The 21745-nt window shown below is 63.8% G+C and carries 23 protein-coding genes and 2 tRNA genes; 6 read left to right on the forward strand and 19 right to left on the reverse strand.

Annotated elements, in window-relative coordinates; all coding sequences use genetic code 11:
- Nucleotides 1–22 precede the first annotated feature (22 nt).
- From U9J41_RS27135 to U9J41_RS27155, 5 genes are all read left to right on the forward strand, one after another.
- Nucleotides 23–97: transfer RNA gene (locus tag U9J41_RS27135), tRNA-Thr, on the forward strand.
- A gap of 160 nt (nucleotides 98–257) precedes the next feature.
- Nucleotides 258–334 (forward strand) — tRNA-Asp (locus tag U9J41_RS27140).
- 215 nt (nucleotides 335–549) lie between these two features.
- Complete coding sequence (locus U9J41_RS27145) at nucleotides 550–1296, forward strand: pyrimidine 5'-nucleotidase (protein WP_322405285.1); 747 nt, start codon at nucleotides 550–552, stop codon at nucleotides 1294–1296.
- A 4-nt stretch (nucleotides 1297–1300) separates the two neighbouring features.
- A complete protein-coding gene (gene slmA, locus U9J41_RS27150) occupies nucleotides 1301–1879 on the forward strand; it encodes a nucleoid occlusion factor SlmA (protein ID WP_322405286.1) in 579 nt (192 codons plus the stop codon).
- Nucleotides 1880–1887: 8 nt separating this feature from the next.
- Nucleotides 1888–3762: a chorismate-binding protein gene (locus U9J41_RS27155; protein ID WP_322405287.1), complete on the forward strand. Its 1875-nt coding sequence runs from the start codon at nucleotides 1888–1890 to the stop codon at nucleotides 3760–3762.
- A 3-nt stretch (nucleotides 3763–3765) separates the two neighbouring features.
- Here U9J41_RS27155 and U9J41_RS27160 read toward each other — a convergent pair whose 3' ends face one another.
- The 16 genes from U9J41_RS27160 to mnmG all read right to left on the reverse strand — a co-directional run bounded on the left by U9J41_RS27160 (nucleotide 3766) and on the right by mnmG (nucleotide 17824).
- Nucleotides 3766–4362 (reverse strand): glutathione peroxidase, encoded by a 597-nt coding sequence (locus tag U9J41_RS27160; protein ID WP_322405313.1) that lies wholly within the window; start codon nucleotides 4360–4362, stop codon nucleotides 3766–3768.
- A 61-nt stretch (nucleotides 4363–4423) separates the two neighbouring features.
- Nucleotides 4424–5266, reverse strand: coding sequence for a PPK2 family polyphosphate kinase (locus U9J41_RS27165; protein WP_322405288.1), 843 nt, complete (start codon nucleotides 5264–5266; stop codon nucleotides 4424–4426).
- Nucleotides 5263–5694 carry a CoA-binding protein gene (locus U9J41_RS27170; protein WP_322405289.1) on the reverse strand — a complete coding sequence of 144 codons (432 nt, stop codon included), beginning with the start codon at nucleotides 5692–5694 and terminating at the stop codon, nucleotides 5263–5265. Before U9J41_RS27170 ends, U9J41_RS27165 begins: the two co-directional genes overlap by 4 nt.
- 198 nt (nucleotides 5695–5892) lie before the next feature.
- Entirely contained in the window at nucleotides 5893–6318 is a 426-nt protein-coding gene (locus tag U9J41_RS27175; RefSeq protein ID WP_056437478.1) for a F0F1 ATP synthase subunit epsilon, read from the reverse strand.
- A gap of 26 nt (nucleotides 6319–6344) precedes the next feature.
- Nucleotides 6345–7748 (reverse strand): F0F1 ATP synthase subunit beta, encoded by a 1404-nt coding sequence (gene atpD / locus U9J41_RS27180; RefSeq protein ID WP_056437476.1) that lies wholly within the window; start codon nucleotides 7746–7748, stop codon nucleotides 6345–6347.
- 98 nt (nucleotides 7749–7846) lie between these two features.
- Nucleotides 7847–8728, reverse strand: a complete 882-nt coding sequence (atpG, locus tag U9J41_RS27185) for a F0F1 ATP synthase subunit gamma (RefSeq protein WP_322405290.1) — start codon at nucleotides 8726–8728, stop codon at nucleotides 7847–7849.
- A gap of 106 nt (nucleotides 8729–8834) precedes the next feature.
- Nucleotides 8835–10370, reverse strand: coding sequence for a F0F1 ATP synthase subunit alpha (gene atpA, locus U9J41_RS27190; protein ID WP_322405291.1), 1536 nt, complete (start codon nucleotides 10368–10370; stop codon nucleotides 8835–8837).
- A 72-nt stretch (nucleotides 10371–10442) separates the two neighbouring features.
- Complete coding sequence (locus U9J41_RS27195; protein WP_322405292.1) at nucleotides 10443–10976, reverse strand: F0F1 ATP synthase subunit delta; 534 nt, start codon at nucleotides 10974–10976, stop codon at nucleotides 10443–10445.
- A 2-nt stretch (nucleotides 10977–10978) separates the two neighbouring features.
- A complete protein-coding gene (locus U9J41_RS27200; RefSeq protein ID WP_322405293.1) occupies nucleotides 10979–11449 on the reverse strand; it encodes a F0F1 ATP synthase subunit B in 471 nt (156 codons plus the stop codon).
- Between the two features lie 80 nt (nucleotides 11450–11529).
- Complete coding sequence (gene atpE / locus U9J41_RS27205) at nucleotides 11530–11775, reverse strand: F0F1 ATP synthase subunit C (protein WP_322405294.1); 246 nt, start codon at nucleotides 11773–11775, stop codon at nucleotides 11530–11532.
- Between the two features lie 70 nt (nucleotides 11776–11845).
- Complete coding sequence (atpB, locus tag U9J41_RS27210; protein WP_322405295.1) at nucleotides 11846–12730, reverse strand: F0F1 ATP synthase subunit A; 885 nt, start codon at nucleotides 12728–12730, stop codon at nucleotides 11846–11848.
- Nucleotides 12727–13071, reverse strand: a complete 345-nt coding sequence (locus tag U9J41_RS27215) for an ATP synthase subunit I (protein ID WP_322405296.1) — start codon at nucleotides 13069–13071, stop codon at nucleotides 12727–12729. The genes atpB and U9J41_RS27215 overlap by 4 nt, the downstream gene beginning before the upstream one ends.
- 372 nt (nucleotides 13072–13443) lie before the next feature.
- Entirely contained in the window at nucleotides 13444–14328 is an 885-nt protein-coding gene (locus U9J41_RS27220) for a ParB/RepB/Spo0J family partition protein (RefSeq protein ID WP_322405297.1), read from the reverse strand.
- 18 nt (nucleotides 14329–14346) lie between these two features.
- On the reverse strand, nucleotides 14347–15117 hold the full coding sequence (locus tag U9J41_RS27225) for a ParA family protein (protein WP_322405298.1): 771 nt from the start codon (nucleotides 15115–15117) through the stop codon (nucleotides 14347–14349).
- Nucleotides 15118–15245: 128 nt separating this feature from the next.
- A complete protein-coding gene (gene rsmG, locus U9J41_RS27230) occupies nucleotides 15246–15893 on the reverse strand; it encodes a 16S rRNA (guanine(527)-N(7))-methyltransferase RsmG (protein ID WP_322405299.1) in 648 nt (215 codons plus the stop codon).
- Nucleotides 15890–17824, reverse strand: a complete 1935-nt coding sequence (gene mnmG / locus U9J41_RS27235) for a tRNA uridine-5-carboxymethylaminomethyl(34) synthesis enzyme MnmG (protein WP_322405300.1) — start codon at nucleotides 17822–17824, stop codon at nucleotides 15890–15892. The genes rsmG and mnmG overlap by 4 nt, the downstream gene beginning before the upstream one ends.
- 117 nt (nucleotides 17825–17941) lie before the next feature.
- Here mnmG and U9J41_RS27240 point away from each other — a divergent pair, with 117 nt between their 5' ends.
- A complete protein-coding gene (locus U9J41_RS27240; protein WP_322405301.1) occupies nucleotides 17942–19030 on the forward strand; it encodes a DUF1176 domain-containing protein in 1089 nt (362 codons plus the stop codon).
- 18 nt (nucleotides 19031–19048) lie between these two features.
- Here the strand turns inward: U9J41_RS27240 and U9J41_RS27245 are convergent, their stop codons facing one another.
- The 3 genes from U9J41_RS27245 to U9J41_RS27255 all read right to left on the reverse strand — a co-directional run bounded on the left by U9J41_RS27245 (nucleotide 19049) and on the right by U9J41_RS27255 (nucleotide 21743).
- The gene (locus U9J41_RS27245; RefSeq protein WP_322405302.1) at nucleotides 19049–19819 is read right to left on the reverse strand and encodes a TSUP family transporter; all 771 of its coding nucleotides are present in this window, start codon (nucleotides 19817–19819) and stop codon (nucleotides 19049–19051) included.
- 67 nt (nucleotides 19820–19886) lie between these two features.
- Nucleotides 19887–20723 carry an alpha/beta fold hydrolase gene (locus U9J41_RS27250; protein ID WP_322405303.1) on the reverse strand — a complete coding sequence of 279 codons (837 nt, stop codon included), beginning with the start codon at nucleotides 20721–20723 and terminating at the stop codon, nucleotides 19887–19889.
- A gap of 36 nt (nucleotides 20724–20759) precedes the next feature.
- Nucleotides 20760–21743: a branched-chain amino acid ABC transporter permease gene (locus U9J41_RS27255; protein ID WP_322405304.1), complete on the reverse strand. Its 984-nt coding sequence runs from the start codon at nucleotides 21741–21743 to the stop codon at nucleotides 20760–20762.
- Nucleotides 21744–21745 lie beyond the last annotated feature (2 nt).

Raw genomic sequence — 21745 nt, forward strand, 5'->3', positions numbered from 1 at the left:
AACAGCGCCACAAACGTTGTTTGCCCTTGTAGCTCAGTGGTAGAGCACTCCCTTGGTAAGGGAGAGGCCACGTGTTCAATCCACGTCAAGGGCACCAGGATTTGTTCCCATTCCCGCCTGTTGTGGTATCCCCGATGCCTGACGTAACGGATAAGACAGACTCTTGTCCACGCTGCGCGTTTGCCCGCCGCAGCAGGAAATGAGGAACACTCGCGGCGCGATGACAAGCGTCACATGAGCGAGACAGCAGGAAAGCTGGAGCGGTAGTTCAGTTGGTTAGAATACCGGCCTGTCACGCCGGGGGTCGCGGGTTCGAGCCCCGTCCGCTCCGCCAGAATTCATCTCCCATAAAAAGTGCCTCCCCTGCGGGAGGCACGGTTTTGGGCTCGAAGGGTTTCGCCTGCAAGCGAAACCGCGGCCCGCGGAACGTGGGCGAGCCCCGTCCGCTCCGCCAGAATTCAGAGAAGGGTCCGATTCGTCGGACCCTTTTTCTTTTTCGTCAGTGATCCTGTCTATAATCGCGGATCCCTCTGTCCGTTTTCCTTTCCCGTGCCCACGCCCTCCTCTCCCGTCTGGCTGTTCGACCTCGACAACACATTGCACGACGCATCGCACGCGATCTTCCCGGCGATCAGCGCCAACATGAACACGTATATCGCGCGCGTGCTCGGCGACGGCGTCACGCCGGCGAGCCAGGAAGCCGTCAACGCGGCCCGCGTCGGCTACTGGAAGCGCTACGGCGCCACGTTGCTGGGCATGATCCGCCACCACCGCGTCGATGCGGCCGACTTCCTGCGCGAGACGCACGACATCGGCGCGCTGCACGACCTGGTGCGCTACGAGCGCGGGCTGGAGCGCATGCTGCGCCGCCTCCCGGGCCGCAAGATCCTGCTGACGAACGCGCCGACGGCGTATTCGACCGGCGTGGTGCGCCACCTCGGGCTGCAGCGCCAGTTCGCGCACCACGTCTCGATCGAAGACATGCGCGTGCACGGCCAGCTGCGTCCGAAACCGTCGAAGCTGATGCTGCGCCGCCTGCTGCGCCGCCACGGCCTCGCAGCCAGCCGCTGCATCCTCGTCGAGGACACGCTCATGAACCTCAAGCGCGCCAAGCAGCTCGGCGTGCGCACGGTATGGGTCACGCAATACCTGCGCTACGCCGATCCGATCGGCAAAGCCCCGCTGCCGAAGATGGTCAAACGCCCCGGGTACGTCGATGTCAAAGTAAAATCCGTTCTTCGGCTGCCCGCGCACCTGCGCCGGCTCGCACTTCGACCACACACGGAAAACGTCTAAGAACATGGCAAGCACCAAGCCTGGCCAACGCAAACAGCAGATCCTCCAGGCCCTGGCGGCCATGCTCGAACATCCGAAGGGCGAGAAGATCACGACGGCGGCGCTGGCCGCCCGGCTGTCGGTGTCGGAAGCGGCCCTGTACCGTCATTTCGCCAGCAAGGCGCAAATGTTCGAAGGCCTGATCGAATTCATCGAGGCGACCGTGTTCACCCTGTTCAACCAGGCCGCGGAGCGCGAGGACAACGGCGTCACCCGCGCGCATGCGATGCTGCAGATCCTGCTGTCGTTCGCCGCCAACAATCCCGGCATGACGCGCGTGCTGATCGGCGACGCCCTCGTCGGCGAGGACGATCGCCTGGTCGTGCGCATGAACCAGTTCTACGACAAGGTCGAGCTGGCGTTCAAACAGGCGCTGCGCGTGGCCGCCACGCAGGGCCACGGGCGCGAGGAAGACGTGGCCGCGCGCGCCGCCATGCTCGTCGCCTACGTGACGGGTCGCTGGCACCGCTACGCCAAGAGCGGCTTCAAACAGCACCCGACCGAGAACAGTCCGCTGCAGCTGGCCCTGCTGCTCGCCGCCTGAATACCGCCATGGACGCCACCGTGTTCGCCCTCCTCGACGACGCGAGTCCTGAAGGCCATGCGCAGGCGCGTTCGCGCCTGTACGACGGCTACGCGGGCATGCTGGCCTGCCAGCGCATCGAGGACTGGCCGCGCCTGCTGGACGGCATGCAGGATGCCCTCGCGCGCGGCTTGCACGCCGTTCCCGTGCTGACCTATGAACTGGGCGAGCAGCTCGTCGGCAGCGCGCCCGCGCGCGAGCCGCACGCGCCGCTGGCCCAGGTGCTGCTGTTCGAACGCTACGACATGCTCGATGCGGCCCAGGTCGACGACTGGCTGGCGGCGCGCGCGCAGGAACAGGGGAACGGCCCGGCCGGCATCGGCGCCATGCGCGCCAACGTCGACGAGGCCACGTTCGCGCACGCGATCGAACGCATCCGCGACTACATCGCGGCCGGCGACACCTACCAGGTCAATTACACCTACCGCCTCCGCTTCGACGCCTTCGGCCCCGTGTGCGCGCTGTACGCGCGCCTGCGCGCACGCCAGCCGGTGCCCTATGGCGCCCTGATCGGCCTGCCGGACGGACGCGCCGTGCTGTCGCTGTCGCCCGAACTGTTCGTGCGCCACGACGCCGGCCGCCTGCTGGCGCGGCCGATGAAGGGCACGGCGCCGGCCGACAGCGACGATCTCGTGAACGCCGTGCGCGCCCAGCATCTGGCGGCCGATCCGAAGAACCGCGCCGAAAACCTCATGATCGTCGACCTGCTGCGCAACGACCTGGGGCGCATCGCGCGTACCGGCAGCGTGGGCGTGCCGGCGTTGTTCGAAGTGAAGCGCTACAGCAGCGTGCTGCAGATGACGTCGACCGTGCAGGCCCAGCTCGCGCCGGGGACCGCGTTGCGCGACATCTTCGCCGCGCTGTATCCCTGCGGTTCGATCACGGGCGCGCCCAAGCGCCGCACGATGGAGATCATCCGCGAACTGGAACCGGCCGCGCGCGGCATCTACACCGGTGCGATCGGCTGGATCGATCCGCCGCCGCCCGGTGCCGGATTCGGCAGGCAGCAGGATGCGCGCGCCGGTTCCCGCGCTGGCTCCCGATTCGGCGATTTCTGTTTATCGGTCCCGATCCGCACCCTGACGCTGCAGCCGGAACAGAACGGCGTGCGCCACGGCGAGCTGGGTGTCGGCGCGGGCATCGTGTACGACAGCGACGCCGGCGCGGAGTATGCGGAATGCCGGCTCAAGGCGCGCTTCCTCACGGGGCTGCCGAACGACTTCGAGATCTTCGAGACGATGTACGCCACGCGCGCCGGCGGTTGCCGCCACCTGGAGCGCCACCTCGCGCGCCTCGGCGCCTCCGCGGCGTATTTCGGCCATCCGTTCAAGCCCGACCTCGCGCGCGCCGCCGCGTTGGAAGCCTGCGCCGCGCTGCCGGACGGCCCGCACCGCGTGCGCCTGGCACTGCGGCCAAGCGGCGAGATCGTCGTGCAGACGGGCGCGCTGGCGCCGCTGGACGAGCCGGTGCAACTGCTGCTGGCGGACGAGCCGACGCACGCGCACGACGTGTTCCTGCGCCATAAGACGAGCATCCGCGGCCGCTACGACGCCGCGTGGCGCGCGGCGGAAAGCGCGGGCGCCTTCGACACGCTGTTCTTCAACGAACGCGGCGAACTGACGGAAGGTGGACGCAGCAGCGTGTTCGTACGCATCGGCGGCCGCTGGTACACGCCGCCGCTGTCCGCCGGCGTGCTGCCCGGCGTGATGCGCGGCGTGCTGCTGGACGATCCGGCGTGGGACGCGATCGAGTGCCCGCTCACGCGCGCGAGCCTCGCGCGGGCGCAGGAGATCGTCGTCTGCAACGCGCTGCGCGGGCCGCTCAGGGCCGTGCTGCATCGATAAGGGTCAGCCGCCCAGCGCCTGCTCGATCTTGCCGACCAGGGTCGGATCTTCCGGCGTCACCTTGCTCGGGAAGTAGTCGATGACTTTACCGTTCCGGTCGATCAGGTACTTATTAAAATTCCACTTGGGCTGGTTGCCAGTGGCCTTGATCAGCTCCGAATACAGCGGATTGGCGCGCGTGCCCGTCACGACGGTGCTGGTGAACATCGGGAATTTCACGCCGTAGGTGTTGTAGCACAGGTCGGCGATCTTCTTGGCGTCGGCGTCTTCCTGTTTAAAATCGTTCGACGGAAAGCCCAGCACGACGAGGCCGCGCGGCGCGTACTTCGCGTACAGTTTTTCCAGCCCTTCGTACTGCTTGGTAAAACCGCAGTAGCTGGCCGTGTTCACCACCAGCACGACCTTGCCGCTGTACTGGCACAGGTCCTGCGGCGTTTCGTCCTGCAGGCGGTTGAAGGTGTGCTTCAGCACGGCCGGGCAGCTGGCCGGATGGGCGGACGGCTGGGCAGCGGGCGCCTGCGCCAGCGCGGGCGCCGGCATCGTGGCGGACAACGTCGCGGCGGCGCCGAGGGTGAGCAGCAAAGCGGTGGTCTTGAGCATGATCGGAGGGTGCGCGGGTGGGTGGATCTTCATTCTATGACAATCCGCGCGGCCCCGTGGCTCAGTCGTCGATCTTCACCTTGGACATGTCCGCCTTGGGCGCCGGCCATGCCAGCTTCATGCCCCGCATCGTCTCCAGCAGCAGGTGGGCGATGATCAGGTTGCGGTGGGTCTTGGAGTCGGCCGGCACGACGTACCACGGCGCATGGTCGCGGTCCGTCGCGTTGATCATGTCGGCGTAGGCGCGCTGGTAGTCATCCCACTTGGTGCGCGCGGCCAGGTCGGCCGGATCGAACTTCCAGTGTTTCTCCGGATCATCCAGGCGTGCCTGCAGGCGCGCGCGCTGTTCGGTCTTGGAGATGTGCAGGAAGACCTTCACGATCGTCGTTCCCGTCCCGGCCAGCATGCGCTCGAAGTCGCGGATCTGGGCGCAGCGGCGCTCGCGCGCGTCGTCGTCGAGATCGCCCGACAGGCGCGGCACGAGCACGTCTTCGTAATGGCTGCGGTTGAAGATCCCGATCTCGCCCCTGGCGGGCACGCGCGCATGCACGCGCCAGAGAAAATCGTGCGCCTTTTCCTTGTCGGTCGGGGCCACGAAGCCGGTGGCGTGCAGGCCCATCGGGTTGATCTGCGAGAACAGCGCGCGGATCGTCCCATCCTTGCCGGACGTGTCCATGCCCTGCAGGATCAGCAGCAGTTTTTGATCGCGCGCCGCGTACAGTTTTTCCTGCAGCTTGGCCACCTCGGCCGTCAGCTCGGCAGTGAGCGCGCGCTCGCGTTCCTTGATCTCGCCGTTTTTGAGCTTGCCCTTCTTGTCGTCGCGCAGCGGGGTGTCGCCGGCATCCTTGTCGCGCAGCTCGAGGTCCTTCGGCGCGCGGAAGCGTTCCAGCATCGACGTGCTCATGCGGCCTGCTCGCCCAGCTTGCGGTGCTCGATCAGCATGCAGCGGTTCATCACCACATCCAGGCCGGCGGCGCGGGCCAGGTCGGCGGCGACCTGGTTCTCGATGCCGAGCTGCATCCACAGGCAACCGGCACGCACGTCGATGGCATCCTTGGCGATGGGCGGGATCTCGTCCGGCTTGCGGAAGCAATCGACGACGTCGATGCGCGCGCCGCCGGGCGCGAGCGCGTCGGCCGCTTCCTGCAACGTGGCGTACACGGTTTCGCCGAGGATCGCCTGGCCGGCGTAGGCGGGATTGATCGGGATGATGCGGTAGCCCTGCGCCTGCAGATAGCTGGCGACCTCGAGGCTGGCGCGCCCGGGCTTGTTCGAAAGCCCGACCACAGCCACGGTCCGGGCGGCGCGGAGGATTTGTTCGATGGTTCGCATGGCCTGTTATTCGTTGTCTTGTCGTTGACGCTAGCTTATCAGGTTTGCATCATCGGACGGCGCCAGCGAGCACCGGGGTCAGAGCCCGAATTTTGGCAATGTACTGCAAGTCATTTCCAAAAACCGGGCTCTGACCCCGGTTTTTGGAAATAAAAAAGCAGCCCGCGGGCTGCTTTTTCGGGGCGCTCGGAAGAGCGATCAGCGTCCTTTATGACGCAGCTTGGCGATGGCCGCCAGTTGGGCGATCGCCGCCGCCAGTTCGGCTTGCGCCTTGGCGTAGTCGATCTGCGAGTCCTTGTTCAGCATCAGCTCTTCGGCACGGCGCTTGGCTTCCTGGGCTTTCGCTTCGTCCAGGTCGGCACCGCGGATCGCGGTGTCGGCCAGGACCGTCACGCCTTTCGGCTGGACTTCCAGGATGCCGCCGGCGACGAACACGAACTCTTCGTCGCTGCGGCCCGGCATTTTGATGCGCACGGCACCCGGGCGGATGCGCGTGATCAAGGGGGTGTGCATCGGGTAGATACCCAGCTCACCCGATTCACCCGGCAACGCGACGAACTCGGCTTCGCCCGAAAAGATCTGCTCTTCGGCCGAGACGACGTCAACGTGAATGGTATTTGCCATGTGTGTCCTTTGAAGAGGCTAAGCTATCAAGCAGCCAGCTTCTTGGCCTTTTCGATCGCTTCTTCGATGGTGCCGACCATGTAGAACGCCTGCTCCGGCAGGTGGTCCAGCTCGCCCGACGCGATCATCTTGAAGCCCTTGATCGTGTCCTTCAACGAGACGTACTTGCCCGGCGAACCCGTAAACACCTCGGCGACGTGGAACGGCTGCGACAGGAAACGCTGCATCTTGCGGGCGCGGGCGACGACCAGCTTGTCGTCCGGTGCCAGCTCGTCCATGCCCAGAATCGCGATGATGTCGCGCAGTTCCTTGTAGCGCTGCAGGGTGCCCTGCACGGCGCGTGCGGTCTCGTAGTGTTCCTGGCCGACGACCAGCGGGTCCAGCTGGCGCGAGGTCGAGTCGAGCGGATCCACGGCCGGGTAGATACCCAGCGACGCGATGTCACGCGACAGCACGACGGTCGAGTCCAGGTGGGCGAAGGTGGTGGCAGGCGACGGGTCGGTCAAGTCGTCCGCAGGGACGTACACGGCCTGGATCGACGTGATCGAACCGGTCTTGGTCGACGTGATGCGCTCCTGCAGGCGGCCCATCTCTTCGGCCAGGGTCGGCTGGTAGCCCACCGCGGACGGCATACGGCCCAGCAGTGCCGACACTTCGGTACCGGCCAGGGTGTAGCGGTAGATGTTGTCCACGAAGAACAGAACGTCACGGCCTTCGTCACGGAAGGACTCGGCGATCGTCAGGCCGGTCAGCGCGACGCGCAGACGGTTGCCCGGCGGCTCGTTCATCTGGCCGTAGACCATCGCCACTTTCGAGTTGCCCAGGTTTTCCAGGTCGACGACCTTGGAATCGGCCATCTCGTGGTAGAAGTCGTTACCTTCACGGGTACGCTCACCGACGCCGGCGAACACGGACAGACCCGAGTGCGCCTTCGCGATGTTGTTGATCAGTTCCATCATGTTGACGGTCTTGCCGACGCCGGCGCCACCGAACAGGCCGACTTTACCGCCCTTGGCGAACGGGCAGACCAGGTCGATCACCTTGATGCCGGTTTCCAGCAGGTCCTGCGACGGCGACAGCTCGTCGTATTTCGGCGCTTCGCGGTGGATCGATGCGGTGCGCTCCAGGCTGACCGGACCGCGCTCGTCGATCGGGTTGCCCAGCACGTCCATGATGCGGCCCAGCGTGGCCGGACCGACCGGCACGGTGATCGGCTTGCCGGTGTTCTGGATGCTCATGCCGCGACGCAGGCCTTCCGAGCTGCCCAGAGCAATGGTACGGACCACGCCGTCGCCCAGCTGCTGCTGGACTTCCAGGGTCAGTTCCGAGCCTTCCATTTTCAGTGCGTCATAGACCTTCGGCATCGCGTTACGCGGGAATTCCACGTCGACCACGGCGCCGATACACTGAACGATTTTGCCATCAGCCATTTTCGTTCCTTCAGATATAGTTTTAATTCGTTAAGATCTTTGGAGGCGGCGTCAAGCGCGCCCGCGCTCGCCACCGCCCCGCGATCAAAGAGTTTTCGTCAGGCGCTGATAGCAGCCGCGCCGGAAACGATCTCGGAGAGTTCCTTGGTAATCGCAGCCTGGCGGGTCTTGTTATAGACCAGCTTCAGTTCGCCGATGACGCTACCCGCGTTGTCGCTTGCCGCCTTCATCGCCACCATGCGCGCCGATTGCTCGGACGACAGGTTCTCGGCGACCGCCTGGTAGACCAGCGCCTCGACGTAGCGCACCAGCAGCTCATCGATGACGGCAGCCGCGTCCGGTTCATAGATGTAATCCCATCCATAACCGGCCTTGTCGGCTTCGAGGGCCTTGGCCGGCAGCGGCAGCAGCTGCTCGACGACGGGCTCCTGCTTCATCGTGTTGATGAACCGGGTGTAGCACAGGTAGACGGCGTTCAGCCTGCCATCCTGGAAAGCGTCCAGCATCACCTTGACCGGGCCGATCAGCTTTTCCAGGTGCGGCGTGTCGCCGATCTGGGTCAGGCTCGACACGACGTTCACGCCGATACGATTGAGGAAACCGAGGCCCTTGTTGCCGATGGCGACAGCCTCGATCCTGGTGCCAGCCTGTTCCAGCTCGCGCGTCTTCTGCGTCACCTGGCGCAACACGTTGGTGTTCATGCCGCCGCACAGACCCTTGTCGGTGGTGACGACGATGAAGCCGACCGCATTTTGCTTCGCATCCTTGGCCGTGGCCATGAACGGGTGCGTGTACTCCGGATTAGCGGAAGCAAGATTGGCGGTGATGTTGCGAATCTTCTCACTGTATGGACGGGCGGCACGCATCCGTTCCTGCGCCTTGCGCATCTTGGACGCGGCGACCATTTCCATCGCCTTGGTGATCTTCTTCGTATTCTCTACGCTTTTGATCTTGCCACGTATCTCTTTGCCTACTGCCATGAGTCCTTACTCCTTTGGTTTGAGGGCCGCAGCCAGCTTCCAGCGGCCCTCGCCCTGATGGATGGGACGGGCGCACCGCCTCGGCGGCGCGTCCGTCCCCGATCGATCAGAATGCTTTCTTGAAATCAGCAACGGCGGCGGCCAGCACAGCTTCGCCGTCCTTGTCCAGTTGCTTGGTTTCTTCGATCTTCGACAGGAGGGCAGCTTGCTTGGTCTTCAGGTAGCCGTGCAGGCCGGCTTCGAAGGCCAGCACTTGCTTGACGTCGATGTCGTCGAAGTAGCCCTTGTTGACGGCGAACAGCGACGCGGCCATCAGCGAGATCGGCAGCGGCGAGTATTGCGGCTGCTTCAGCAGTTCGGTCACGCGGGCACCGCGGTCCAGCTGCTTGCGGGTCGATTCGTCCAGGTCCGATGCGAACTGCGCGAACGCGGCCAGCTCACGGTACTGCGCCAGGTCGGTACGGATACCGCCGGACAGGCCCTTGATGACCTTGGTCTGGGCGGCGCCACCGACGCGCGACACCGAGATACCGGCGTTGATCGCAGGACGGATACCGGCGTTGAACAGCGAGGTCTCCAGGAAGATCTGGCCGTCGGTAATCGAGATCACGTTGGTCGGCACGAAGGCCGAGACGTCACCCGCTTGCGTTTCGATGATCGGCAGTGCGGTCAGCGAGCCGGTCTTGCCCTTGACGGCGCCGCCGGTGAAGGCTTCGACGTAGTCGGCGTTGACGCGTGCGGCACGCTCCAGCAGACGGCTGTGCAGGTAGAACACGTCGCCCGGGTAGGCTTCGCGGCCCGGCGGACGGCGCAGCAGCAGCGAGATCTGGCGGTAGGCGACTGCCTGCTTCGACAGGTCGTCGTACACGATCAGCGCGTCTTCGCCGCGGTCGCGGAAGTATTCGCCCATCGCGCAACCCGAGTAGGCCGAGATGTATTGCATGGCGGCCGATTCCGAAGCGGAAGCGGCGACGACGATCGTGTACTCCATCGCGCCGTGCTGTTCCAGCGAACGCACGATGTTCTTGATGGTCGATGCTTTCTGGCCGATCGCAACGTACACGCAGGTCATGTTCTGACCCTTCTGGTTGATGATCGCGTCGACTGCCACGGCCGATTTGCCGGTCTGGCGGTCGCCAATGATCAGCTCGCGCTGGCCACGGCCGATCGGCACCATCGAGTCGATTGCCTTGAGGCCGGTCTGCATCGGCTGCGACACGGATTCACGCGCGATCACGCCCGGCGCGATCTTTTCGACGGCGGCGGTCAGGGTGGTGTTGATCGGACCCTTGCCGTCGATCGGCTGGCCCAGGGCGTTGACGACGCGGCCGCGCAGTTCCGGGCCGATCGGCACTTCCAGGATGCGGCCGGTGGTCTTGACCACGTCGCCTTCCGAGATGTGCTCGTAGTTACCCAGCACCACGGCGCCGACCGAGTCGCGCTCCAGGTTCATGGCCAGGCCGAAGGTGTTGCCGGGGAATTCCAGCATCTCGCCCTGCATCACGTCCGACAGACCATGGATGCGGCAGATACCGTCGGCGACGGAAATGACCGTGCCTTGATTGCGAACTTCAGCGGAACCCTCGAGACCCTGGATCCGGCTCTTGATCAGTTCACTGATTTCAGATGGGTTAAGTTGCATGAGTGCTAACTCCTAATAGTTTCTTGATGCGTAGGGCAAGGGCGTCGGGCGCCGGCGTATCGTGCGAATTCCTCAGGCCGTGAGCGCAACATGCATCTGTTGCAGCTTGGCACGCACCGAGGTATCGAGCACTTCGTCGCCAACGACCACGCGCACACCACCGATCAGCGAAGGATCCACTGTCACCGTTGGGTTCAGCTTGCGGCCAAATTTCTTTTCCAGCGATGCGGCCAGCTGCGCCACCTGCGCCGGGGCGAGCTCGAACGCACTGAAGACGTGCGCGTCGGCGGCGCCTTCCTGCGCATTCTTCAGTTCGTTGAACTGGGCGGCGATTTGGGTCAGCAGGACGACGCGGCCGTTTTCGGCCAGCATCGAGATAAAGTTCTTCGCTTCAGCGTTCAGCGGCGACTTGACCAGGGACGCAATCGTGTCGGCCAGCTGGGCTTGCGTAACGTTCGGGTTCTGGGCGAACGCTTGCACGTCGGCACTGGCACCGATCTGGGCCAGTTCCGACACGACGGCCGACCAGGCGTTCATGTCGCCGGCTTGGGCGACACGGAACAGCGCTTCGGCGTAAGGGCGGGCAACGGTTGCGAGCTCAGCCATGATTACAGCTCGGTCGCCAGTTGGTTCAGCAGGTCGGCGTGGGCCGCTGCGTTCACTTCGCGCTTGAGGATCTGCTCGGCACCCGCGACGGCCAGCGTGGCCACCTGGGAACGCAGCTCTTCACGGGCCTTGCTCACTTGTTGCTCGGCTTCGGCACGGGCCTGGGCGATGATGCGGTCGGCTTCGGCCTGGGCATTGGCCTTGATCTCGTCGGCGACCATCTGGGCGCGCTTTTCGGCGTCGGCAATGCGCTTGGCGCCTTCGTCGCGGGCGCTGGCCAGTTCGACCTGCACGCGTTTCTCGGCAGCGGCCATGGCCTGCTTGCCCTGGTCGGCCGCGGCCAGACCTTCAGCGATTTTCGTTGCACGTGCATCCAGCGCCCCCATCACCGGCGGCCACACGAATTTCGCGACGACCCACGCCAGGATGAGGAACACAATGGACTGCACAAACATTGTGGCGTTTAAGTTCACAGCTTTTTCCTTCTCAGAATGAAGTACGCCGGGCCGACGCTGTTTGCGTCGCTGGCCCGGCTATTCAAGAGTCCGGGGGATTACCCGCCGAAATTCGGGGCAGCGAAGGCGAACATCATCGCGATACCGACACCGATCAGGAATGCGGCGTCGATCAGGCCAGCCAGCAGGAACATCTTGGTCTGCAGGGTGTTCATCAGTTCAGGCTGGCGAGCCGAAGCTTCGATGTACTTGCCGCCCATGATGCCGATACCGATACATGCACCGATAGCACCCAAACCAATGATCAGACCGCAAGCCAGTGCAATGAACGCGACGTTAGTCATCAAAAACTCCTTAGATAATCAAAAAAAGTAAAAAATAAAATTACTGGATACTGCAAAAACGAGATGCCGCTTAATGACCCTCATGCGCCTGGCCGAGGTACACCAGCGTCAGCATCATGAAAATGAAAGCTTGCAACAGCACGATCAGGATGTGGAACACTGCCCAGATCGAACCGGCGAAGATGTGCAGGCCCGACAGCAGGACACTCTGGGTCGTGAAGCCAACCCACTGGGCGCCCAGCAGCGCGATCAGCAGGAAGATCAGTTCGCCAGCAAACATGTTGCCGAACAGTCGCATTGCGAGCGAGACAGTTTTTGCAGCGAATTCGATGAGGTTCAAGCCGAAGTTGGCCGGCCACAGTGCCGGATGGGAACCGAACGGGGCATTGAACAGCTCGTGCACGAAACCGCCCACGCCCTTGATCTTGATGTTGTAATAGAGCATGAAGAACAGCACGACCAGCGACATGCCCATGGTGCCGTTCAGGTCGGCGGTCGGGACGACGCGGAAGAATGGCTCATGACCCTCGGCATTATGGATGCCCAGCGCGCGGAAAATGGTGGCGAACAGGTCGACCGGCAGGAAGTCCATCGAGTTCATCAGGATGACCCAGATGAACACGGTCAACGCGAGCGGCGCGATGAAGGCGCGGTTGCCGTGAACGATGGCCTTGGACTGGTCTTCGACCATTTCGACGATCATTTCGACGAAGCCCTGGAAACGGCCCGGCACGCCGGTGGTGACGCGGCGCGCGGCGGCGATCAGGACGATCGAAGTGATAGCAGCCAGCAACACGGACCAGAAAATTGTGTCATAGTGAATGACAGAAAAGTCGATCGGTCCGTTTTGCAGGTGCGATGCATTGTGATGCAGGTGGTGTGTGATGTATTCACCAGTCGTGATGACGTGCTCACTCGCTGGTTGTGCTGCTCCCGCCACGTTTTCAGTAGTCATTTACGGTGCCTAAACAATAAGATGATGTAACTTTTGAGCGCCACGATGAAGCCGCCGAGGAGCGCCGGCCAGTTCAAGTCGTGGTACAGCCAGACAGTCGCCCCTAGGAAAGCGAGTGTCGACGCAATCTTTATAAATTCGCCGATGAAAAACGACATCGGGTTTGCGGCGCCCGGTCGGCGCGCGCTTGCGAACAGGCGCAGCGCGAACAGGCCGTTGGGGACGACACAACACAATCCACCCAGAACCGCGGAAAACATCGCAGCCCCGCCCCACAACAGTCCGGCGACCAAGCCAGCGACTGTCGTTGCTATTAATTGCAGGGAGACTATGCGCAGCATATTTTTATTTTCGCGCTAGCCGTCGGGAAACGAGTTACGGCGTGGTAATTACAGAAATCCCCGAGATTATAAGTGGTTGTAGTAAGTGGAGTCAAACGATTCTGCCCGGGTAAAGTTGCTTGATTTGATAACAAAAGCACGGAAAACGCGGCATCCAGATTGTGACGCGACACCGCCGCGTGTGCGTCCCGGAATGTGGGATAACGCAGCGCGCGCCATGGCGTGGCGCCCCGGAACGGAGGCGCGGCAACGTTTTTTTGACCTGCCGTGCATGAATCGACGCCGCGTGCGCGCGGGCGGCGCGCGCCGCCCCTGTGCCCAAATTACAACAAGCCCTGGGGTGACGGCGCCGCCGGGTGCGGCGGATGCTGCTCAGGCGCGCAGGCGCGCGAGTACGGTGTCGAGGATGTCGAGGTCGGCGAAGTCGATGATCAACTGCCCCTTGCCCTTCGGTCCCATCTTGAACGCGACGGGCGTCGCGAGGCGGTCCGACAGTTCTTCCTCGAGGCGTACGATGTCGCCCGACTTTTCCTTCTGGCGCGCGGCGGCCGGCGGCGCGCTCTGCTCTTCCAGCGTACGCGCCACCATCTTTTCCGTCTCGCGCACCGACAGTCGCTTGGCGATCACCTGGTTCGCCAGCGCGATCTGGCTCGCCGCATCGACGGCGAGCAGCGCGCGCGCATGGCCCATGTCGATGTCGCCGGCCATCAGCATCGTCTGCACGGGTTGCGCGAGGTTCACGAGGCGCAGCAGGTTCGACACGGCGCTGCGCGACCGGCCGACGGCCTGGGCCGCCTGCTCGTGCGTAAAACTGAATTCCGAGATCAGGCGCGCGATGCCCTGCGCTTCTTCCAGCGGATTGAGGTCTTCGCGCTGGATGTTCTCGATCAGCGCCATCGCGGCGGCGTTCTGGTCGTCGACTTCGCGCACGAGGACAGGGATCTCGTCCAGGCCCGCCAGCTGCGCCGCGCGGAAGCGCCGTTCGCCGGCGATGATCTCGTAGCGCGCGCCCGCGGCGGCACCATCGATCGGGCGCACCAGCACCGGCTGCATGATGCCCTGGGATTTGATCGACGCGGCCAGCTCGGACAGCGAGCCGTCGTCCATGCGCGTGCGCGGCTGGTATTTGCCGGCCTGGATCTGCGCGACGTGAAGCAGGGACGGCGCGCCGCTGGGCGCGGCCGGCGCCTGCTGGGCGTCCCCGCCGAGCAGCGCATCGAGGCCGCGGCCGAGACCTTTGAGTTTTTTGGTTGCCATGACTTGTTTATGTTCTGGTTACATTGTCTTGATGCGCTCGACCATCTCCGCACCGAAGGCGATATACGCCTGCGCGCCTTTCGAGGACGGATCGAACGTGACGCCCGGGATGCCGTACGACGGCGCTTCCGCCAGGCGCACGTTGCGCGGGATGATCGTCTTGAAGACCTTGTCGCCGAAATGCTGTTCGAGCTGGCTTGACACCTGCTGCGACAGCGTCATGCGCGGATCGAACATCACGCGCAGCAGGCCGATGATGCGGAGGTCATGGTTCAGGTTCGCATGCACCTTCTTGATCGTGTTCACGAGGTCGGACAGTCCCTCCAGCGCGTAATACTCGCACTGCATCGGGATGATGACGCCGTGCGCCGACACGAGGCCGTTCAGCGTCAGCATCGACAGCGCGGGCGGGCAGTCGATGAGGATGAAGTCGTAATCGGCGTCGACCTTGGCCAGCGCTTCCTTCAAGCGGCGCTCGCGGTTTTCCAGCTCGACCATCTCGACTTCGGCGCCGGCCAGTTCGCGGTTGGCCGGCAGCACGTCGAAGCGCCCCGCCTCGCTGCGCAGGCGCGCCGCGGCCACGTCGGCCTCGCCCAGCAGCACCTCATAAATCGACGAGGTCAGCCCCGCCTTGTTGATGCCCGCGCCCATGGTGGCATTGCCCTGCGGGTCGAGGTCGACCAGCAGCACGCGCTGGTCCAACTTGGCGAGACCGGCGGACAGGTTCACGCTGGTGGTGGTCTTGCCGACCCCGCCCTTCTGGTTTGCTACGCAAAAAATTTTCGCCATGTATGCCCTTGTCAGTCATACGGTTAATACCATTAAAACGATTTATACGATTTATATGGTTTTAATCGTATAAACTGGTTATACGGTTTATCTGCTTGTGCGTGGTTGCGGATGTTTGTGCGGATGTTTCACGTGGAACGTTCGATGAATACCAAATGACGCTCCGCGCCCAGCCTGGGCACTTGCAGCGGCTCCAGCCCGACCACCTTCCATTCCGGTGGCAGCCGTTCCTGCTCATCTTTCGGCGCCACCCCTTTCAGGGCGATATAGCGTCCGCCGTCGGCCAGCAGGTGACTGGACCAGTTGACGAAATCCGAGAGGTCGGCAAACGCGCGCGACGTGATGACGTCGAATTTGTCGCTCACCTGCAATTGCTCCACCCGCGCCGTGTACACCGTGACGTTGACCAGGCCCAGCTCAGCTTTCACCTGCGTCAGAAAGGCCGTCTTTTTGTGGACGGTGTCGATCATCGACACGTTCATGTCCGGACGCACGATCGCCAGCACGATACCCGGCAGGCCGCCTCCCGACCCCACGTCCAGCACATTGTGCGCGGTCGCAAATGCGGGCACGGCGGCCAGCGAATCCAGCAGATGGTGCGTGACCATTTGCATCGGGTCGCGCAGCGACGTCAGGTTGTAAACGGCATTCCACTTGAACATCAGGGCCAGGTAATCCATCAGCTTGTCCTGCTGGGCCGGGCTCACGTCGAGGCGCATCGCGGCGATGCCCTCCCCCAGCACGGCGGACAAGGCTGTACGGTCGAAATTCTTCATGCGGCCGATTCCTCATTCGGCACATTCGTAAAACCCTTGGCACCGCGCTTTTTGAGGTGCACGAGCAGCAGAGAAATCGCCGCCGGCGTCACGCCAGAGATACGCGAGGCCTGGCCCAGTGTCTCGGGACGCTGTTTGTCGAGCTTCTGGCGCACCTCGATCGACAAGGCCGTGATTTCCAGATAGTTCAGGTTCTCCGGCAGTTTCAGATTTTCGTAGTGGTCATGGCGCTCGACCTCGCGTGCCTGGCGGTTGATATACCCCGAATATTTCAACTGGATCTCGACCTGTTCCCTCACGGCCGGGTCAATCACGCCCGGGCCGCCCAGTGACTGGCCGTCGACGCCCTGCAGGCTCACCAGCTTGTCGTAATCGACGCCCGGACGGCGCAGCAGGTCGGCCAGGTTGTATTCGCGCTCGATGGCCTGCCCGATCACGCGTTCGGATTCGGCGGCGGCAAGGATGCGCGGGTTGACCCAGGTCGAACGCAGGCGTTCCAGTTCGAGCGCGACGGCGTCGCGCTTGCGCTCGAACGCTTCCCACTGGGCATGGCCGACGACGCCCAGCTTGCGGCCGATCTCCGTCAGGCGCATGTCGGCATTGTCTTCGCGCAGCGACAGGCGGTATTCGGCGCGGCTCGTGAACATGCGGTACGGCTCGGCCACGCCTTGCGTCGTCAGGTCGTCGACGAGCACGCCAAGATACGCTTCGGAACGGGACGGCGTCCACGCTTCCTCGCCCCTGGTCTGCAGCGCCGCATTGATACCGGCCAGCATGCCTTGCGCGGCCGCTTCCTCATAGCCGGTCGTGCCATTGATCTGGCCGGCAAAGAACAGGCCCTGGACCGATTTCGTCTCGAGCGACGCTTTCAGGCCGCGCGGATCAAAATAATCGTATTCGATCGCATAGCCGGGGCGCAGGATGAACGCGTTCTCCAGTCCGCGCATCGACCGCACGAGGGCCAGTTGCACGTCGAACGGCAGGCTCGTCGAGATGCCGTTCGGATAAAACTCGTTCGTCGTGAGGCCTTCCGGCTCGAGGAAAATCTGGTGCGATTCCTTGGCCGCGAAGCGATGAATCTTGTCTTCGATCGACGGGCAGTAACGGGGGCCGACGCCTTCGATCACGCCCGTGTACATGGGGCTGCGGTCGAGGCCGTTGCGGATGATGTCATGCGTCTGCGCATTCGTGTGCGTGACCCAGCACGGCAACTGCTTCGGGTGCATGGCCGCATTGCCCATATACGAAAACACGGGCACTGGATCCAGATCGCCCGGCTGTTCCGTCATGACGGAAAAGTCGATGCTGCGGCCGTCGATGCGCGGCGGCGTACCGGTTTTCAGGCGGCCTTGCGGCAGTTTCAATTCCTTCAGGCGCGCCGACAGCGAGACCGCCGGCGGATCGCCCGCGCGGCCGGCCGAGTAATGCTGCAGGCCGACGTGGATCTTACCGTCCAGGAAAGTACCGGCCGTCAGCACGACGGCGCGCGCACGGAAGCGCAGGCCGATCTGCGTGACGGCACCGACGACGCGGTCGCCTTCGACCATCAGGTCGTCGACGGCTTGCTGGAACAGCCACAGATTAGGCTGGTTTTCCAGGCGCGAACGGATCGCCTGCTTGTACAGCATGCGGTCGGCCTGGGCCCGGGTGGCGCGCACGGCCGGGCCCTTGGAGGAGTTCAGGATACGGAACTGGATGCCGGCTTCGTCGGTGGCGATGGCCATCGCGCCGCCCATGGCGTCGACTTCCTTGACGAGGTGCCCCTTGCCGATGCCACCGATGGACGGGTTGCAGGACATCGCGCCCAGGGTTTCGATATTGTGAGTGAGCAACAGGGTCTTTTGGCCCATGCGCGCAGACGCGAGCGCCGCTTCGGTGCCGGCATGGCCGCCGCCAACGACGATCACGTCGAATTCTGTCGGAAATAGCATGATGGAATGTGTTGCGAGGAGGATTAAGGGTCGATTATAAATTCTTTTTCCACATCGCTTCTGCGCGGCCACGAAAACGACAGATTTTGTTTCACGTGAAACAGCGAATGCGAGCTCATGTTAGGCTTTTGCCACGCCAACTCTTCCTTCGCCACCATGCCGACACCTCGTTCGCTGACCTTCGCCCTGCTCGCCGTCACCGCCGCAGTCGGCGCATATCCACGTTCCGATCTGCCATCGATCTCGTTCGATTACAAGGATTGGGAACTTGCCTGCGACAACACGCGAACGTGCCGCGCCGCCGGCTACCATCAAGAAGATGACGAGGCGCCGAACGCCACCATCCTGCTGACCCGCGCCGCCGGTCCCGACCAGCCTGTCACTGTCCAGTTTCAACCGGCCGATGACCCAAACCACCCTGCACCCGACCAGCTCACGATGACGGTCGACGGCCGGGCGCTCGGGACCGTCCACATCGATGCGAAGTCGAACAGCGGCAAGCTGTCCGACGCGCAGGTCCAGGCGTTGCTACCGGCACTGATCAAGGACGGACCCGTCGCGTGGTCGGCAAAGGGTACGACGTGGACGATCTCGACGGCCGGTGCCAATGCGGTGCTGCTTAAAATGGATGAATTCCAGGGCCGGCTGGACACGCCAGGCGCCCTGGTACGCAAGGGCACGAAACCGGAATCAAATGTTCTACCGCCACTCCCGGCACCGGACGTCGCCGCAGCGCCGGTCAGCCACGACAAGCACCCCGTCACGCTGACGCCAGCGCAAACCCGCGACCTGATGGCCGCGTTGCGCAAAACCGTCAAGGACGGCAGCTGCGAACTGGTGGACACAAAGGCCGAGGAAACAGACGCGCCAGTCGTCCGCCGCCTCACGAAGGACAAGCTGCTCGTCTCGCACACCTGCTGGATGGCCGCGTACAACACGGGCGACGGCTACTGGGTCGTCGACGCCAAGCCGCCCTATTCCGCCGTCCTGGTGACAACCTCCGCAAGCGACTACACCGACGGCGTCATCTCGGCGACGCAAAAGGGGCGCGGTATCGGCGACTGCTTCAGCTCGGCAAGCTGGACGTGGGACGGTCGATCGTTCGCGCAGACATCGGCGACGACGACCGGGATGTGCCGCGAAATTACGGCCGGCGGCGCCTGGGATCTACCGACCCTCGTCACCCATGTGCGCAAGGCGCATTGACTGTTTCACGTGAAACAATCACCAACCAAGATGTTTAAACGTGTCGAACGCTGTCTTTACGATCAACAGCCCGACGACGACGAGGAACAGCTTGCGCACGAACCCACTGCCGTGCTTCAGCGCCAGCCGGGTTCCGACCAGTGATCCGGCGATCTGGCACACGGCCATCAGCAAGCCGAGTTGCCAGATCAAATGGCCGCTGTAACCGAACCAGATCAGCGCCGAGATATTGCACGCGACGTTGACGATCTTCGCCGCCGCCGACGCGCTCAGGAAATCGAAACCGAAGAAGCGCACGAACAGGAAGATCAGGAAGCTGCCGGTGCCCGGGCCAAAGAAACCGTCATAAAAACCGATCGCGGCACCGGCGCCCGTCGCCAACAACTTTTCCGTCATGCCGCTGTGGACCGGCGCGTGCACGGCGCCCAGGTTCTTTTGCTTGAACGTGTACACGGCAACCGCGAGCAGGATCAGCGGCAACAGGCTGCGCACGAAGTCGCCGGGCACGCGGGTCACGGTCCAGGCACCGATGAAGGACAGCGCGAACGCCGCGATGGCGGCCGGCGCCGCCGTGCTCCAGGCAACCGTCACGCGGCGGCTGTACCGGACGGCCGCGACGGCCGTCCCGAACATGGCTGCCAATTTATTTGTTCCCAGCAGCGTCGCCGGCACTTCCCGGGGAAACACGGCGAACATCGCTGGAATCTGGATCAATCCTCCCCCGCCGACAACAGCATCCACGAGACCGGCAACGAAGGCCGCGACGGCCAGCAGGGCAAAATCGAACATGATCAATCACGCGCAAAAGCGCCATTGTACGGCAGCCCTATTGTTGCGACGCAACAAATCACCGGCTTCAGACTGCGGTCGCGCGCCCTTCTTCGAAGAACTGGAGCAGCAAGCGGTTCACCTCGTCGGCCGCCGTCAATTGCAGCCAGTGGTCGGCGCCACGGATCCGCTCGAAGCAGAATTCGCCGTCGACGTAGTGCGCCGAATCGCGCATCTGCTTTTCGCCGAGCGCAGGGTCGCGGTCGCTCCACATGCCCATCACGGGCACCCTGGCCTGGCGATGCCCGCGCGGCAGCGCCAGGCTCAGGTTGGCGCGGTAATAGTTCAGCGCGGCCGTCAGGCGGCCCGGTGGCGACAGATCCCGCTTCCAGTGGTCGGCTTGGCCGGGCTCATCCGTAAACTGGCGCAGGATGAACCAGTCGGCCGCGCGCAGCGTATGCTCGGCCAGGACCGGCATGATGAAGCCGAGGATATAAGTCATGCGCAAGCGCTGCATCATGCCCGCGCGCGCGATGGCATACGGGTGCCCCGTCGACATCGCCACGTAGCGGTGGACGCGCTCCGGCGCCAGCGCCGCGATCTGCCAGCCAATGATGCCGCCCCAGTCGTGTCCGACGAGGAAGACCTTGTCGATGTGCAGGGCGTCCAGCAGGCCCAGCACGTCGCCGCGCAATTTGTCCATCGTGTAGTCGAAGACGCCGCCCGGCGCGTCGCTGCGACCGTAGCCGCGCAGGTCGGGCGCCAGCACGCGAAAGCCGGCGGCGGCCAGCGCCGGGACCTGCTTGCGCCAGACGATGTGCGTGTCGGGAAAGCCGTGCAGCAGCAACACGGCCGGTCCCTGCCCCGTCGTCGTCGTGTGGATGTGGATGCCGTTCACGTCCAGCATGAGGGATTCGTCGATCACGTGCGCCTCCTTGAAAGCCCAGTCCGGGGCCCGGCCTTATGCGGCCTCGCGCCGGCGTCCTCCGCGTGCCAGTGCCGCCGCGATCTCACCGACGATGCCCCGTCGGAACAACAGCACGCAGGCAACGAAAATGAGGCCGGTGACGATGCCCACGGATTCGCCGAGCGACGAAAACCATTCTACATGCGTCGTCTCGGCCAGGAAGTTCCCCAGGTCCCCCAATTTGTTTTCCAGCGCGACGATGAGGAAGGCGCCCAGGATCGGCCCGGCCAACGTGCCCATGCCGCCCACGAGCGTCATCAGGATGACGAGGCCGGACATTGCCCAGTGCACGTCCGTCAGGGTCTCGAAGCCGAGCACGACGGTCTTGGTCGCGCCCGCCAGGCCGGCGACGGCGGCCGACAGCACGAAGGCCACGAGTTTATAGCGATCCACGTCGTAGCCCAGAGAAATGGCGCGTGCCTCGTTTTCCTTGATCGCCTTCAGCACCTGGCCGAACGGCGAGTGAACGGTACGCACGATCAGGGCAAAGCCGCCCGCGCAGATCGCCAGCACGACAAAGTACAAGGTCACGTCGTTGCCGAGATCGAGCACACCCAGCAGCTTGCCGCGCGGGACGCCCTGCAAGCCATCCTCGCCGTGCGTAAACGGCGCGCGCAGCGCCGCGAAATACACCATCTGCGCGAGGGCCAGTGTGATCATCGCAAAATAAATGCCCTGGCGGCGGATCGCGAGCAGCCCCATCACGAGGCCGAGCGCAGCGGACGCCAGCACGCCCAGCACGAGCCCCGCCTCGAACGGCAACCCGAGCGCCGTCAGCGCGTATCCCGTGACATAGCCGGCGCCGCCGAAGAACGCCGCGTGGCCGAACGACAGCAGGCCCGTGTAGCCGATCAGGAGGTTGAACGCGCAGGCGAACAGGCCGAAGCACAGCAGCTTCATCAGAAAGACGGGGTAGCCGACGAACGGCGCCGCCAGCGCCACGATCAATGCGAGGCCGTAGGCCAGCTTTCGGTTCATAT

Origin of the sequence: Massilia luteola (assembly GCF_034420155.1) — a bacterium.
Taxonomy (GTDB): Bacteria; Pseudomonadota; Gammaproteobacteria; order Burkholderiales; family Burkholderiaceae_D; genus Telluria; species Telluria luteola.

What these genes read in the sequence shown, in the direction of transcription:
- slmA (WP_322405286.1), top strand. Translation starts at nt 1,301, where the DNA reads ATGGCAAGCACCAAGCCTGGCCAACGCAAACAGCAGATCCTCCAGGCC.
- U9J41_RS27155 (WP_322405287.1), top strand. Translation starts at nt 1,888, where the DNA reads ATGGACGCCACCGTGTTCGCCCTCCTCGACGACGCGAGTCCTGAAGGC.
- U9J41_RS27160 (WP_322405313.1), bottom strand. Translation starts at nt 4,362, where the DNA reads ATGCTCAAGACCACCGCTTTGCTGCTCACCCTCGGCGCCGCCGCGACG.
- U9J41_RS27165 (WP_322405288.1), bottom strand. Translation starts at nt 5,266, where the DNA reads ATGAGCACGTCGATGCTGGAACGCTTCCGCGCGCCGAAGGACCTCGAG.
- U9J41_RS27170 (WP_322405289.1), bottom strand. Translation starts at nt 5,694, where the DNA reads ATGCGAACCATCGAACAAATCCTCCGCGCCGCCCGGACCGTGGCTGTG.
- U9J41_RS27175 (WP_056437478.1), bottom strand. Translation starts at nt 6,318, where the DNA reads ATGGCAAATACCATTCACGTTGACGTCGTCTCGGCCGAAGAGCAGATC.
- atpD (WP_056437476.1), bottom strand. Translation starts at nt 7,748, where the DNA reads ATGGCTGATGGCAAAATCGTTCAGTGTATCGGCGCCGTGGTCGACGTG.
- atpG (WP_322405290.1), bottom strand. Translation starts at nt 8,728, where the DNA reads ATGGCAGTAGGCAAAGAGATACGTGGCAAGATCAAAAGCGTAGAGAAT.
- atpA (WP_322405291.1), bottom strand. Translation starts at nt 10,370, where the DNA reads ATGCAACTTAACCCATCTGAAATCAGTGAACTGATCAAGAGCCGGATC.
- U9J41_RS27195 (WP_322405292.1), bottom strand. Translation starts at nt 10,976, where the DNA reads ATGGCTGAGCTCGCAACCGTTGCCCGCCCTTACGCCGAAGCGCTGTTC.
- atpE (WP_322405294.1), bottom strand. Translation starts at nt 11,775, where the DNA reads ATGACTAACGTCGCGTTCATTGCACTGGCTTGCGGTCTGATCATTGGT.
- atpB (WP_322405295.1), bottom strand. Translation starts at nt 12,730, where the DNA reads ATGACTACTGAAAACGTGGCGGGAGCAGCACAACCAGCGAGTGAGCAC.
- U9J41_RS27215 (WP_322405296.1), bottom strand. Translation starts at nt 13,071, where the DNA reads ATGCTGCGCATAGTCTCCCTGCAATTAATAGCAACGACAGTCGCTGGC.
- U9J41_RS27220 (WP_322405297.1), bottom strand. Translation starts at nt 14,328, where the DNA reads ATGGCAACCAAAAAACTCAAAGGTCTCGGCCGCGGCCTCGATGCGCTG.
- U9J41_RS27225 (WP_322405298.1), bottom strand. Translation starts at nt 15,117, where the DNA reads ATGGCGAAAATTTTTTGCGTAGCAAACCAGAAGGGCGGGGTCGGCAAG.
- rsmG (WP_322405299.1), bottom strand. Translation starts at nt 15,893, where the DNA reads ATGAAGAATTTCGACCGTACAGCCTTGTCCGCCGTGCTGGGGGAGGGC.
- mnmG (WP_322405300.1), bottom strand. Translation starts at nt 17,824, where the DNA reads ATGCTATTTCCGACAGAATTCGACGTGATCGTCGTTGGCGGCGGCCAT.
- U9J41_RS27240 (WP_322405301.1), top strand. Translation starts at nt 17,942, where the DNA reads ATGTTAGGCTTTTGCCACGCCAACTCTTCCTTCGCCACCATGCCGACA.
- U9J41_RS27245 (WP_322405302.1), bottom strand. Translation starts at nt 19,819, where the DNA reads ATGTTCGATTTTGCCCTGCTGGCCGTCGCGGCCTTCGTTGCCGGTCTC.
- U9J41_RS27255 (WP_322405304.1), bottom strand. Translation starts at nt 21,743, where the DNA reads ATGAACCGAAAGCTGGCCTACGGCCTCGCATTGATCGTGGCGCTGGCG.